A 15,285-nucleotide genomic window follows, 5' to 3' on the forward strand; every position below is an offset into this window, starting at 1 on the left:
GCGATGAATTTAATCAAACTTCATCGCAACCAAAAATAAAGCAGTCCGACGATTACCTTGGATAACCGTATCATCAAATATTGAGCTACTGACGTAGCGCTGATCCGTGATATTTTCAACTTTTAAACGAAAGTCGATCTGATCAAATTGATAATGGGCAACAAGGTCTGGCCTCACATAGCCGGGCACTTCAAAACTATTCGCATCATCGCCAAATCGTCTGCCTACAAATACCAAACCACCTCCGATCTTAAACTGACCAGGCAAACCGACGATAGGTAATTGATAATACCCCCATAGAGTACCGCTATGCTTTGGGGTGCTACGAAATACATTACCTTGATAGACTGGATGCCGAATGAGCTCAGTATCCATCAAACTGTAGTTGGCGACTATTTGCAAACGCTCAGAAACTTGCCCGCTGACATCCAACTCAAAACCGCGACCGCGTACCGCTCCATTAGCAATCGAATAATCAGGGTCAAGCGGATCGCGAGCAGGAAGATTATTTTGAGTCAATTGGTATACGGCTGCAGACAGGTTCAAACGCTTATTGAGCCATGCCGATTTGACACCAAACTCATACATATCGCCTTGTTTGGCAGGTAAAAAATTGAGATTCCGGTCTGTTCCCGAGTTGGGTTGAAACGACTGACTATAACCAAAATATCCGGCAACATCATCAATTGGAGTAAACGACAGGCCAGTATTATAAGTAAATGCATTCTGGTCGGTTACAGGCACAAATAGATCATTTTGAAAGCTGTTACCATTAAACGAGCTATAACGCATGCCACTCGTTACATGCCAAAACCGGGTTATATCAATCTGGTCGTTTAAATAAAAGCCGTATTCTAACTGAGTTAAATCTTTATCTAACCGGGTCGTTGCCGGAATGGGATAATTGAAAACAGGATTATAAACATCGAGTGTATAGCCTCCAATACGACGATCGCTGTTCAGGCGATCGTCAGAAGCATTCCGCTCGACACCGCTAATCAAATGATGCTGGCTTCCCCATATTTCAAGCTGGCCATGAATTTCGGTGCGCAAACTATATTGATCGTAATGATCATGAATATTACGATAATAACCGCTAAGCGTCGTTGGCGTTTCAAAGGTAAAAAACCCGAACAATAAGTCTTCACGCTCAACATGAAAGTAATGGCTGGTAAAATGCAATGACCAGTTATCCGACAACGCTTGTTTTAGCGCGGCACTAAAACGCCAATAGTGCCTGTCTGAACGAGTGCGTGGATCGACATATGACCGGTCGTAAACCACATGATTCTGAGTAAAAACATTGTCGAACCGATAAGGTTGATTTTGATTACTGTACTCAAAACCAACATCCAGAGAACTGCCCGGCTGATAAATCCAGGTTAACGACGGCGCAACAGTTACCCGGTCATTAGTGATATTTTTACGGAAATCATCGGCCAACTGTCCGGCGGCAATAACACGATAAAGCACTGTCTTATCTTCATTCAATGGACCGGTGCTATCGGCGACCGCACGATTAAAATCATAACTGCCAGCCTCATAACTCACCGAATGTTTAAACTGCTCCAGCGGCTTTTTGCTGATGTAATTGACAGTGCCGCCCGGCGAACCGGAACCGTACAATACCGAAGAATGGCCTTTTAAAATCTCAATTTTCTCAACCAAAGCCATATCCCTGACTTGAAAATGCTGGTTATCCAGCACACCATCGAGATAAGCGCTACCGGCGGTGGTAAAACCACGTATCCGCAAATCGGTATTAAACCCGGAATCGGCAGAACTTGGTTGAACTCCACTGAAAAACATTGCAGTGTCTTCCAGCCGCAAAGCCATACTGTCTTGCAACAATGCTTGGTTAACCACGCCTACTGAAAATGGGGTTGCCAGTGTCGATGCTTGGGCTCGGGTAGCTGTATCGGCAGTCGCGTTGTAATACTCTGAAATACGTGGCGCTGTAACGACCAAAGAATCTAACGTCAGCGTGGATTCAGCCGCATAAACCGGACAGCTCAATAACGCGCACAGAAAAAATAAAAGTTGGAACATCAGAAAAATTATTAATGGATCAGTTTTCAAGCTCCAGCTTGAAAGTTTAAATGTGCTTTGTCGCAAGGCTGCAATTTCCTATTTCGCGAAACTATAAGCTTCGCCTTCAAAATTCCCCTTCTGGAAATTGGAGAACCAACAATAATTTACAAACTAACCACTCGCACCATACAAGACAGACCCTCGGTTTCTGGAAAACAAATTGCCTCATGTTCATCGGTCATTTTCCAATAAGAAAGTACTGAACACGGATAAGAAGGCGCCTTAAACTCCACACTTAAAATCACGGAATCGCCCGGCAACGTTTCGGGAATATCGATAACACGCCGACTGGGTATTAACCCGCGTCGGAGTTCAGGAGCAGAAATATGACCGGGAACAGAAGGAACATTCACCATCTGATCCATGCAAACCAATTTCCGCCCCACCCAATCGACATGACCGATATTCTGGATCTCCCACACCTTGGTAAACACCTGATCGGTCACCACCGTTGTGTTATCGGGAATCGTCACATCCTGTACAAAGCCGCTAGCGTCAAATTGATACTTCGCCCCAGTCGTGGAAAACTTAGACAACTCCAGTTGATGCATCAAATGCCGAAACAACACCATTGGATGCACCTGCAGAGCCTTTGCCAAAGCAATCAACGTTGAAATTTTTGCCTGTCCTGTCGTTCCATTCAACATGCTATACAAGCCTTGTCGGGATATACAAGTTTGTCTAGCCAGTTCGGACATGCTCAGGCCAAGTGCATCAGCACGTTGTTTAACATATTCAGAAAATTCGTAAAGAGACATGAAAAATAATTTAGGTTAATAACGCAGCACAAAAAATTCTATTTTAGATCAAAAACTTAGCATTAAAAATTAAAACCTACTCCAACAAAGAGATCCTCTAAAACCATCTCGCTATAAATGTCTTACATTCATTTAGGGAAGCGCTGATTAAATTACCCCGTGCATTCTAAGCCTGTCGAATTTCTTTTTAAGTTACTTGTTTAATTGGATTTATTCCGATCATGGTTCGACAAGCTCACCACGAACGGAATAAATCAGCGATTCCTTAGCGACTTAAAAAATAAGCTTTTACCTCACCGCCCTGCAATTCGATCTCAATTAACCAAGAGAAAATATAGAACAACCATGAACCTGTCAACCTAACTTGACAGATAAGCTGCCATAATAGCGCTCAATATTGAAACAATTGCTACTCGATTCGAACAACTAGTGTTCCCCAATAACATTAAAACTGAATCGAATTCACTAAAATGTAAGAAGTGGCGACATCAACTACTAAATTTTTTAACTCTATATTTCAAACAAAACTGCTCAAATACTCAGAGGCATTACCATGACGACTCAAACCAATACCTTCAGCTTCAACGCCGACAACCTTAACATGTGGAATTCGGATAAAAGCAGCTGGCTTTGGAAACTTGGCGATCCTTATTCGGTGAGCGGCAGCATAGACACAACCAGTTTCAGCGCCGATTACACACTCTCGGCGACCGCCACCATCGGTGCAAATTTAACCGCCACCGGCGGCTCGGTAGACTACGGTTGCGATATGACAGTCAACGCCTCCCTGCCTAGCGTGGTGCGTAGCGGCGAATGCTTCGTCATCGACACCTCTCAATGGACTGCCCATAGCCAGCTCAATACCGTCAGTCCCAACCTAAGCGCCGAGTTTTATGCCGCTTTCGGTGCCAACGCCAGCCTGAGCAATATACAAATCGGCCCCATGGGCGTTGCTTCCACCGATTTTTCCTACAGCCTTCCTACTCAAAAATATAACTTCCTGGACATTAGCTCGTCGTCTCCCGATACAACAACCAGCTATGGACCGTTCACTGTTTCCGGCCGTCTACCGGTCGTCAGCGCCTCCGGAACCGGCACCACATCCGTCACCGCGCAAGATCAATCCGACTCGCCAATATTATCCGCCTCCGCCGACCTGGACCGGCTTGTCGCCATGCTTGCCGCAAAGCAAAGCCTCGCGCCTCAAGCCAAAGCCGCCGGTCTGGCTTATTTACTCGGAGACACGAACGGCAATAAGGATATGCTGGAAAACACCCTGGGCAGCGAAGACGGTATACATCTAGATTACACCCTGTTTGATACGGAACTGACGGCGGCGCTGTACGCCATGCAGAAATTCACCTTCGACATCACCTCCGTCGGCGTTACCATGGTATCGAGCTATAACGGCGAAACCGTCACCGGCCAGCTCGGCGACGCCTTTATTTTCTCCACTCCCGCCACCGGCAATGGCGCCATCAACATCAATGCGAGCTATACCCTCAACGGCACGCTACGCAACGATACCGGCATCGTCGGCAACTGCACACTGGATTTAACCGCGCTGAACTTCGATTTAGCCGGGGCCGGCCCATTCAACACCACCATCCCCGGCTTTACTACATCATTTGGCGAAGACGCATACACTGATCTGTACTCACTGTACGACAACACGCAAACCTACAATGCCTTGGCTAACGCCACCGGCAGCTACATCGTCAACTATTCAACCACGGCCACCGCCGCCGGCGCCGGCACTTTAACCAGCCGGCCCAGCCAGGAACAAATCGAATTCAACGGCACCAGCGGCAACGATTATCTCTATGGCAATGCGTTGAACAATACGATCAATGGTTATAGCGGCAGTGATGTTATTTTTGCGGGAGATGGCAACGACACCATCACCGTGGTGGCGAACTGGAATGAAGGTAGCGGGGACACAATCAATGGCGGCGCAGGCACGGACAGCCTGACGGTGGATGCTTCAACTTATAACGATCCTTTTTACCATGCCAATGCAATTTACTGGAACGGAGTTGACGCGACCGGTAAGGAATTAACGGCTGTTAGTACTGGTAGCAGCTTGGCACAAATCCAGACTTTACTGAGTAATGCCGTAAAGCTTGGGCTAAGAGGGGTAGGGGCTGGCGTTACTTTCAGCGACATTGAGAACCTGAACATCATTGCATCGGCCGCCACTTCTCACGATAACAGCGTTTACAATTCTAATGATCTGCTGATTGTGCGCGGCACCGGAAGCTATAACGGCAGCATCGGTACAGACACCTTGTACGCCGACTGGAGCGCAGCCACTCAAGCGATCACCTGGAATAACACTGCCAACACCACCACGCAAACCGTCAATGGCTCCAGCATTACCGGCATCGAACGCTTGCTCATCCTATCCGGCAGCGGCAACGACAATTTCAGCAATACCGCCGTCAGCACTAACGACGAATTCATCACCGGCGCCGGTAACGACACCATTAACGCCGGCGCCGGCAGCGATGCTGTTGACGCGGGAAATGGCAACGATAGCATCACCGTGGTGGCGAACTGGAATGAAGGTAGCGGGGACACAATCAATGGCGGCGCAGGCACGGACAGCCTGACGGTGGATGCTTCAACTTATAACGATCCTTTTTACCATGCCAATGCAATTTACTGGAACGGAGTTGACGCGACCGGTAAGGAATTAACGGCTGTTAGTACTGGTAGCAGCTTGGCACAAATCCAGACTTTACTGAGTAATGCCGTAAAGCTTGGGCTAAGAGGGGTAGGGGCTGGCGTTACTTTCAGCGACATTGAGAACCTGAACATCATTGCATCGGCCGCCACTTCTCACGATAACAGCGTTTACAATTCTAATGATCTGCTGATTGTGCGCGGCACCGGAAGCTATAACGGCAACATTGGCACAGATACTTTGTACGCCGACTGGAGCGCAGCCACTCAAGCGATCACCTGGAATAACGCCGCCAACACCACCACGCAAACCATCAACGGCTCCAGCATTACCGGCGTCGAACGCTTGCTGATCCTGTCCGGCAGCGGCAACGATAATTTCAGCAATACCGCCGTCAGCACTAACGACGAATTTATCACCGGCGACGGTAACGACACCATTAACTCCGGCGCCGGCAGCGATGTTATCAACGGAGGCGAAGGCATTGACACGTCGATTTATGCAGCCGCAGCGGCAGACTATACCATCCGCCATACAACCACAGCCTGGACCGTGCAAAGAAATGCGGAAGGTCAAGACACCCTGAGCAACGTCGAGCGCCTGAGCTTTTCCGACACTCGTCTGGCCTTGGATCTTGATGGCAGCGCCGGAGCAGTCGCCAAAATATTGGGCGCGGTTTTTGGTCGTAATAGCGTGAGTAATACTGCCTATGTCGGTGCAGGATTAAACCTGTTAGACAATGGCATGAGCAATGCCGACCTCATGCAACTTGTCTTAAAGACCAAACTTGGCGAAGGCTTCTCGACCACCGATGAAGTTGCTCTACTCTATCAAAACCTGTTTGGGCAACAGCCAACGACCGGCACTATTTCCCAACTATCCGATTTGGTCAACTCCGGTCAATTCACCCAAACTTCTCTAGCTATGCTGGCGGCCAACCAAGACGTCAACATTGCAAACATTAATCTTGTCGGTTTGGCGCAAACGGGATTGAAATATATTCTTGTGTAATTGAATGAAAGAAAACGGCGTCTCTAATTTTGCGAAAATCTATCTTGAACAAAGCAAGATTAAGGCGCGGCTTGTCGACCGGTTTCATGACACAACAAACCACCAGCAGAAAAAAATGACTAACTATTTGATCGGTAAAAAAATCTTGTTTAGTAACTTGGATAATAAAATGAATGAAAAAAGCACAACTAAAAGGTTAATCGCATTCTTAACGGCCTGTATTTGCCTTTCGATTTCATTGCCTGCGCTTGGCGCAGCTCCAACGCATTCAATCCCCATCACTGCATATAACAAACCTGTCAATCAAGTATTGGCTGACGGAAATACGCAGTGGTACTCAATGAACCTGTTATCGGGACAGGGGATCAGCATCGCATTAACGGAACACCTGAGTTTCGGGAGTTTATCCATCTATTTAACCGACAGTGTGGGAAATACGCTGAAAGAAGCATTGAACCAAACCGGCCATGCGGAGATAGAGCACACGGCCCAGACGGCCGGGGTGTATTACCTGAAGGTGGTCGGGTCGCTCTCGGCTTCCGGAAATTTTGATGTAACGATTTACAACGCCTGGTTTAACGCCGGGGTTAGCGATACCAACCGGGATTACTACACAACTCGCTCGACAGCGGCTTACCTGCAAAATGGCAATTCAGTATTAACGCCGGGAGCGACAAAATGGCTGCGGTTTTCCGCAGCCGCTGGTTCAGCATTAAACTTCAACCTGACCGGTCACTTGAACTCCGGAACTTTGAATAGCTATTTGACCGACAGCGCCGGAAATGTATTGAAAGAGGCTCTGGGCTATAGCGACGGGCAAACCGCAGCGATAGAACATACCGCCGCATCGACCGGAGTCTATTATCTGAAATTGACAGGGTCGCCCTCCGCTTCCGGAAATATTGACCTGACAGCCAGAGGATTCGCCGCCGATACCGATACCGATGGCGACGGTCTTTTCGATGCGGCGGAATATTATCATGGCATCGATATAAGCAAGCCGGATAGCGATAGCGACCAAATCAAGGATAACGACGAACTAGCCCAAGGACTTGATCCAAGGACCAATCAAGCATACAGCTATACGTTGAAACAACTTACCAAAGCCGATACACCAGCCGCCTCCCTGGCCCTGCCGGTCTACGATCAACCGGCCAATCAGCCGCTGGTCAGCGACAGTGCGACCTGGTACTCGATGAACCTGTTAAAAGGACAAGGGATCAGCATCGCGCTGACGAGCCGCTTGAATTCCGGAAACTTGTACAGCTATTTGACCGACAGCAAAGGCAACACGCTGCAAGAAGCCGTAGGCGACGGTCAACGCTCGGAAATAGAGCATACCGTCTCGGCAGCCGGCGATTATTACCTGAAAGTAGTGGGATCCGCGGCGGCTTCCGGCAACTACGATATGGCGGTTTACAACGCCTGGTTCAATGACGGCGTGACCGATAACGGTCGGGGCTATTACGCGACGCGTTCCACAGCGGATTATCTAAAGACCGGCAACTACGTATTGTCATTGGCGGAGACAAGGTGGCTGCGGTTTACTGCAAAGTCGGGTTCATTGTTGAGCCTCAAGCTGACTGGGCATTTGAACGATGGGGTTTTAAATAGCTATTTGACCGACAGAGCGGGAAGTCCGCTGAAAGAAGCTTTAGGCACTAGCGACGGACAAACGGCGGTGCTGCAACATAGGGCTTCGTATACCGGCGTGTATTATCTGATGGTGGTCGGATCGCCTTCGGCTTCTGGGAATATTGACCTGACCGCTAGCGGCATTGACGCTAACGCGGATGCAAGCGGCAATGGTGTTAATAATGGCAACGGACTTGCTCTGGGACGCGATCTAATGATGGGCCAGGCTCAAAGCTATCAGCAGGAGCGACTTGCCAAGGCGACGGAATCAGCTGCTCCAATTATTGGTGGTGGCACAGCGAGTAATCAGGGATTGGTAGGCTATTGGAATTTCGATGAAGGCAACGCGAACTTGACATCAGGTACAGCCAGCAATGGTCTACCGACTAGCACAGTGACCTTTGGTCCAGGAAAAAGTGGAACGGCAGCGATTTTTCGCGGAGTTGATAGTCCCGGCCACATCCGAATTCCAAATTCGTCAGCCTTACAATTTACCGATGGAGCCACATATTCTGTTTGGGTGAGACTAGACGCACTCAAGAGCATGAATGGGTATGGCAGTTCAGTTACCAATGCGGGCGGCGGTGCCGTTCTCGCGAAAAGCCATGATCGCAGCGGTGCAGGATTCATATTTTGGTTAAATTCAGCAGGAGAAGTAAATTTCGGACTAGCAACCTTTGACTCGTGGGCGCAGGACCAGAGCACACCATTGTGGACTCCGCATAAAGGAGTGGGTGATTGGACGCATCTGGCTATTACCCTATCCGCTTCAACCGGAATCAAGGTATATATCGATAACAAGTTGTACCGGACATCAACGAAGCCGGTATCTTTCTCCGCGATGAATGGACAGGATCTTTATATAGGGAAGTATTCAGACTATTGGTATCCTTTTTATGGGGCAATTGATGAGCTGCGTATCTACAACCGGGTACTGAGCGAAGCCGAGATTGCTAACCTTGCGGGTGCAACCACTTCATTATGGGGGAGCTGGAATTTTGATGACTGTACCGCGACAGATATTTCCGGTAATGGACGTAATGGTGTGCTACACAAGACGCTTTGTGCAGCTATAGGCAGCGGCCACTACCTTCAATTCAATAATTCCAACAACAGCGGCTATTTTGATCAGAAAGACTGGGTAACTCTTCCAAACTTTACAGGAAGTTCACTTGATTTCAAGGCAAGGGTAAGGTGGCAACAAGCTAACAATTATGACGCTGGTGCTGCTATATGGTCGGTTGGAGATGATAGTGGCTCTGACTTTCTGGCTCTATTTGTAAATTCCAATCTAGGCAAAATTTGGGTTGATCATGGTCAACATAACACGCCTGAGGCGGATATAAGCGACGGGGCTTGGCACGATGTGGAGGTGGTGACGAACGAGGTCACTTCTACACTCTATGTAGACGGTCAATCAATTGGTTCTGCCACTACACAAACCAAGTTGAATTTCAGCAATGCCCCCCATTACTTATCTATGCATCAATGGTATGGTGGCGCTGGGTCATCATCCCGGTTCTACGGTGCTATCGATTCTGTGTCCATTTCGACACCGCTATCAGAATCAACTTCTTCGGTTCAGAGTATTACGCCAGGAACTGCCCGCCTCGATGTCCTGCAAGAATTCGTCGTAACCGGCTCTGGCTTTACCTCCAACAGCACTATTGCGGTAGATAACTGCACCCCAGACGGAACATATCCTCCGGTCATTACAGCAACCTCCGTAACTTTCCGTTGCACGCCCACTCTGTCGGGCAAAATGGCGGTGAGTGTCAACGGAATACCTGTAGCTGGCAGCACCGTCAACATCGACCATCCCGCCCGTCTCGGCAACGCCGCAACACGCAATATCCCTTCCGTTAATGCAGTATCGCTGTGGAACGGCAACGTCCACTTGGAAGCCACCGACCTTGCCGTGCCCGGCAAGGGCGTTTCTTTTGCACTGACCCGTAGCTACAACAGCTACAGCTGGGTCTACGAAGCCAGTCGCGGCAGTGTTTCCGATGCCGCGCCCTGGCGTTTCAACTGGGATTTGCAGCTCGGTTACGTCGCCAATACCGGTAACAAGCAAATTTGGGTGCAGCGCGAGGACGGCTCGGGCGAAAACTTCTTTAAGGATACCGATGGCGTCTGGTACCCGATGGATCAAGGTAATTTCGACCTGCTCAAGGGCGATACGCCGGTAGCAGGCCAGACTACGCTTTTAACTCGCGAAGGCTTGAAATACGTCTTCCAGAATCCCGACCTGGGCGGCAAATTGATTAGTATCGCCGACCACGACGGCAACGGCCTGACTATTACCCGTAACGGCAGCGGCCAGGTCGGCACGGTAACCGACGCTTCGAACCGCAACTATACCTTCACTTACGACGGCAACGGCCGTCTGGCGCGGGTGACCGATTTCTCCGGTCGTTACGTCGAATACACTTGGGAGACCGGCGCTTCCAGCGTACGCCTTAAAACCGTACGCGATGTGCGCAACCAAATCACCACCTATAACTACACAGCCTACACCTCGACGCTCGCCCAGAATAAACCGACCGCTCAAACCTTGCTGACCGGCATTGTCGATCCGCGCAGCAATACCGCCCGCAGCTTCACGTATGTCGATACCGTATACGGCAACTGGGGGGCGAGCAGCGTCAAGGATGCGCTGAACAACACATGGAACTTTTCTTACTGCGCCAAACAGTCGAACGGCAGTTGTGCGAGCGACCCGACGGCGGCAGTAAGTTTTCAGACCATGACCACGCCGCCGCTCGGTGCCGCGACGATTGCCCGGTTCGACACCGCAGGCCGTTTGATCGAACAGGTTGACGCCAACGCCAAGCTCTCCAAAACCACGCCGATGCCTCTGACCGGATTAGCTGGCAAAAATTACAACCTTGCAGCACTGCCGATCCAGGAGCAAAGCGCGCTCGGCGTAACCGGCAGTTACGGCACCAGTTATGCCTATACACCGGATAATGCCGGTAATCTCGCTACCAAGACCGACGCCGAGAACGCGACCACCACGCGCAATTGGCTGAGTAGCGCCACATTAACGGCTAAAAATCTGTACCGGGTCTCAACATTCGCCAGTGCGACAGGCGCCGAACACAATTTTGCCTACACCAACACCGGCAACGTTCAAACCTACACGCCGCCCGGCCTGCCCGCCATCGCGCTGGCTTACGATAGTGCCGGACAAGTCACCGCGACCACCGACGGCCGTAACAACACCAGCCGCCGCGAATACGATACACACGGCAACCTGGTTAAAGCGACCGCTCCCGACGCAAGCTTTGAACAATACACCTACGACAGCCTCGGCCGGGTGCTGACCAGCACCGACAAACGCAATCACGTCACTACCAACACTTGGGATGACGCCGGCAATCTGCTTTCCGTGACCGACGCCCTGAACGGGCGGGTCGCCTACCTCTACGATGCGAACGGCAACCGCACTAAAATGACCGACGCCCTCGGCAACGTCACCCTGTACACCTACGATGCCGACAATCGCCAGAAAACAGTGAGCAAAGTTATCGGTAACCAGACCTTAACCACCACCTACAACTACGATGCTCTGGGTCGCGTCACATCCACGGTCAATGCCAACAGTCATGCCGACAGCACCACTTACGACGGCGAAGGCAATGTGCTGACCCAGGCCAATGCGCTGGCCTACACCACGCAATACCAATACGATGCCGATAACCGGGTCGTCAAAACCATCGATCCCGAAAACCGCGTCACCGATACCACCTACGACAAGGTCGGGCGTGTTAAAACCGTAACCACGGCGGCGGGAAAAACACTTTATGACTACGATGGCGAAGGCCGCATGATCCGCAGCATTGATCCGCGCGGCAAAACGACTCAGTATGCTTACGACGCCGCCGGTCGTCTTACTGCGCTGACCGACGCCAACAGTCAAGTCACGCGGGCGACTTACGACGCCAACGGCAACATGCTGGCGGTGACAGACCCCGGCAACCACATCACCAGCTACACCTACGATAAGCTTAACCGTCCGTTGACGCGCACCGATGACAACGGTCAGCAGTGGGTCACCAACTACGATGAAAACGGCAACGTAAAAACCAGTACCGTGCCGGACAATAAAACCACAAGCTACAGCTACGACGAACTCGACCGGGTGAAAAGAATCGATTACCCCGATGCCGGCTTTGTCACCTATAGCTACGATGCCAACGGCAATCGCCTGACTATGACGGACAGCACGGGCACTACCCGCTACACCTACGATGCCCTCGACCGTATGGCCAGCAAGACCGACCCGTTAGGCAAAACAGTCAGCTACAGTTACGATGGTATCGGCAATGTCGTCACCTTGGGTTATCCGGACGGGCAGACGGTCAGTTACAGCTACGATGCCGCCGAACGGCTGGTATCGCTGAACGACTGGCTCGGCAAAACCACCGCCTATACACTTAACAAGGCCGGACAAGTTACCTCCGCACTGTTCGGCAACAACAGCCGCGCCGAGATGGTGTACGATGCGGCCGGTCGGCAGACCAGCCTGATCAACAAAACGGCTAGCGGTTCGGTTATCTCCAGCCATTTGATGACGCTGGACGGTAATGGCAACATCACCAAAGCCGAAACGCAGCTGCCGCTCGAACCCAGTCTGCCGAACGTCAATCGCAGCTTCACTTACGATAAAGCCAACCGGCTGAGCACCTACAACGATAGCGCGGTAAGCCATGACGATGCCGGACGCATCACCGGCCTTGCCGGAGCCACATACAGCTACAATGACCGCGACCAGATCACCGCTATGAGCGGTAACAAAAGTGCCGGCTATGCCTACAACGGCGACGGCCATCGAATCATGCGCAATATCGGTGGCAATATCACACGTTTTGTAATCGATCCTAACCGCGAGCTGCCGGAAGTGCTTGCCGAAACCAATAACGCCGGGATCGTGCAAAGAAATTATATCTATGGCTATGGCTTGGTTGAGCAGATCGACAGCGCCGATGCGGCTAGTTATTACCATTATGATCCGACCGGCAGCACGTTGGCGCTGACTAATGCTGTTGGCATAATAACCGATAGTTATGCTTATACGCCTTATGGGGAAACCACGGCGAGCGGTTCCACGGTTAATCCGTTCCGCTATGTCGGCAAGCTGGGGGTTATGGATGACGGTAACGGCATGCAGTATATGCGGGCAAGATATTATCGGCCGGATGTGGCTAGGTTTATGAGTTTGGATGCGCTGGCGGGGTCGACGGATAAGCCGCAGTCGTTAAATCGGTATGCTTATGTGCAGGGGAATCCGGTTATGGGGGTTGACCCTAGTGGGCTTTCGAGAGAAGCAATTCTAAAACACAGGCAGGAGGAGAAATTTAAAAAACTCCGAGAAAAGCAGCATTATGTCCAAGGACGAGATTATCAGATACTTAGAAACTCAAAGAGGAATATCCAAACGCAACGGATGGTCGTCGAAGGTGGCTCAAAGGAGGCCGGTGAGGATAAAGGAGTTGTTGGGTATTTGAAGGGCAAGATATTTGATATCTCGGGAAAGACTTTGGATGTAACTGTGAAGTTTGTCAAATACTTGCCAGGTGATGGAAGAAAGCACCCGGCCATCGACTTAAAAGGCTCGTTGAAGTTTGGCAGTAAGTTGATAAGCGGAGCTGTAGATGCGCAGGATCTGTCTGAGATTTACTCCTTGGCTGTGAAGAAAGATGTCAAAGGTGCAATTGCGAAGACAGGTGGGTTTATAGGTGGGAAAAGCGCCGAGATTTGGTGCGCGCCTGTTGCTGCGGTCAGTGGGGCTGGCGCACCATATGTTGAGATGTCATGCTCTTGGGCTGGAGAGTGGGCTGGAGAGACTGCGCTCAAAATTCCCGATGTCGGTGGTGACTGCATCGACCCAGTGAGTGGGCAAGACACTTGTGGATATGCTGGCCAATAATGGTTTCGTGAAAGCTGTAAGGCGGCTTCGCGTAGCAATCCGCCATGAACGGAGCTTTGAACCTGTTTTTCTGCTCGGACTTTTCCAAGCGATGGATGTTAATTGATTTGGATGTTGTGTGTCGCCTCAAGCGCCTACTGTGGGTGATTGGCGGTTTGCTACGCGAAACCGCCCTACGCTGTTTGCTATTTTATTTTCCAAATGCGGACCGCGTACCGAATACTTAAGGGAAGCTCCAGCTTCCTATTTCGCGAAGCTAGAGCTTCGCTTTCGAGGCTTCCAATCTGGAGATTGGGAACCAATGCAACAAAGGCGGGATCAATGAATGTAATCAAAATTAGGCAGTCCCTTTTCGCTGTAGCCTTCCTATGTCTGAGCGCCTGGGTCGGCGCCGATACTTACACCTATGATAATCTGAACCGCCTGACGTCGGTGGTTTTCGCTAACGGGACTACACAGACTTACAATTACGACGCGGCCGGCAACCTAATTTCCATGGACAGTACAGCCGTGACAGCGACACCCATCTCCGACGCTCGCGTGTTTGCCTTTGCGCAAGCGAATTATCCCAGTATTTTTGCCGGCACGCCCACGGCCGGGCAAACTACCTATCAAAACAAGCAATACGACTATAGCTACTATCCAACCAGTGGGAACTATTTAGCAATCGACAATAACGGTATGATTTCAATTCTGGGACCTTATACAGCCAATGTGTTAACCGCCGTTGGCTCTGTGGAATCTTTCAGGAGTTACATCGTTACTTGGGAATCAACAACAAAGTAAGGCGAGATCACCAACGGAAGTGTCGCAACGCGCCATTCAAAAAACAATGCTTTCAAATAGTTTTATATTTTTAGTTGTAGGTATTGGCAGTCTCCAAGCGGCTTTCCGGTCTATATCGCCGACCCGCCTGGTTTTTTGCTTAAACTTCTCCATCCGCCTCTTAAAGCCTTGTCAATAAACAGGCCAGACTCTGAAGTATCCCCATAAATTATTAATGAAGGTAACCCTCCGGCTATGCTGGAGGTAATTGAACTATGCATGGATTTATTTGAAAAAAGAAAAGTAAAGGGGTCAAAGTAAAGGGGTCAGACCCTTTTTAAAATACACATATTGTCGTCATTTATTGCTTTTATGCTATATTTATATGCTGTTTTATATGCTGTTTT

Annotated in this window: 5 protein-coding genes; 3 read left to right on the plus strand and 2 right to left on the minus strand. The window is 50.1% G+C overall.

Translation table 11 applies throughout. From position 1 onward, the window contains the following. Positions 1-9: 9 nt before the first annotated feature. Together V7051_RS12090 and V7051_RS12095 are read right to left on the minus strand one after the other, a co-directional pair. Positions 10-2,049, minus strand: a complete 2,040-nt coding sequence (locus tag V7051_RS12090) for a TonB-dependent siderophore receptor (RefSeq protein WP_333875221.1) — start codon at positions 2,047-2,049, stop codon at positions 10-12. 146 nt (positions 2,050-2,195) lie between these two features. Continuing rightward, a complete protein-coding gene (locus V7051_RS12095; RefSeq protein ID WP_333875222.1) occupies positions 2,196-2,849 on the minus strand; it encodes an NBR1-Ig-like domain-containing protein in 654 nt (217 codons plus the stop codon). Between the two features lie 553 nt (positions 2,850-3,402). Between V7051_RS12095 and V7051_RS12100 the strand changes: the two genes are divergently transcribed. The 3 genes from V7051_RS12100 to V7051_RS12110 all read left to right on the plus strand — a co-directional run bounded on the left by V7051_RS12100 (position 3,403) and on the right by V7051_RS12110 (position 14,899). Beyond that, positions 3,403-6,546 (plus strand): beta strand repeat-containing protein, encoded by a 3,144-nt coding sequence (locus V7051_RS12100; RefSeq protein ID WP_333875223.1) that lies wholly within the window; start codon positions 3,403-3,405, stop codon positions 6,544-6,546. A gap of 4 nt (positions 6,547-6,550) precedes the next feature. After that, positions 6,551-14,113, plus strand: coding sequence for a LamG-like jellyroll fold domain-containing protein (locus V7051_RS12105; protein ID WP_333875224.1), 7,563 nt, complete (start codon positions 6,551-6,553; stop codon positions 14,111-14,113). A 321-nt stretch (positions 14,114-14,434) separates the two neighbouring features. Beyond that, entirely contained in the window at positions 14,435-14,899 is a 465-nt protein-coding gene (locus V7051_RS12110) for an RHS repeat domain-containing protein (protein WP_333875225.1), read from the plus strand. Positions 14,900-15,285 lie beyond the last annotated feature (386 nt).

This window comes from Methylobacter sp. (assembly GCF_036845245.1).
Lineage (GTDB): Bacteria > Pseudomonadota > Gammaproteobacteria > Methylococcales > Methylomonadaceae > Methylobacter_A.

Coding starts and splice junctions, on each gene's coding strand:
- V7051_RS12095 (WP_333875222.1), bottom strand. CDS start 2,849: ATGTCTCTTTACGAATTTTCTGAATATGTTAAACAACGTGCTGATGCA.
- V7051_RS12105 (WP_333875224.1), top strand. CDS start 6,551: ATGAAAGAAAACGGCGTCTCTAATTTTGCGAAAATCTATCTTGAACAA.
- V7051_RS12090 (WP_333875221.1), bottom strand. CDS start 2,049: ATGTTCCAACTTTTATTTTTTCTGTGCGCGTTATTGAGCTGTCCGGTT.
- V7051_RS12100 (WP_333875223.1), top strand. CDS start 3,403: ATGACGACTCAAACCAATACCTTCAGCTTCAACGCCGACAACCTTAAC.
- V7051_RS12110 (WP_333875225.1), top strand. CDS start 14,435: ATGAATGTAATCAAAATTAGGCAGTCCCTTTTCGCTGTAGCCTTCCTA.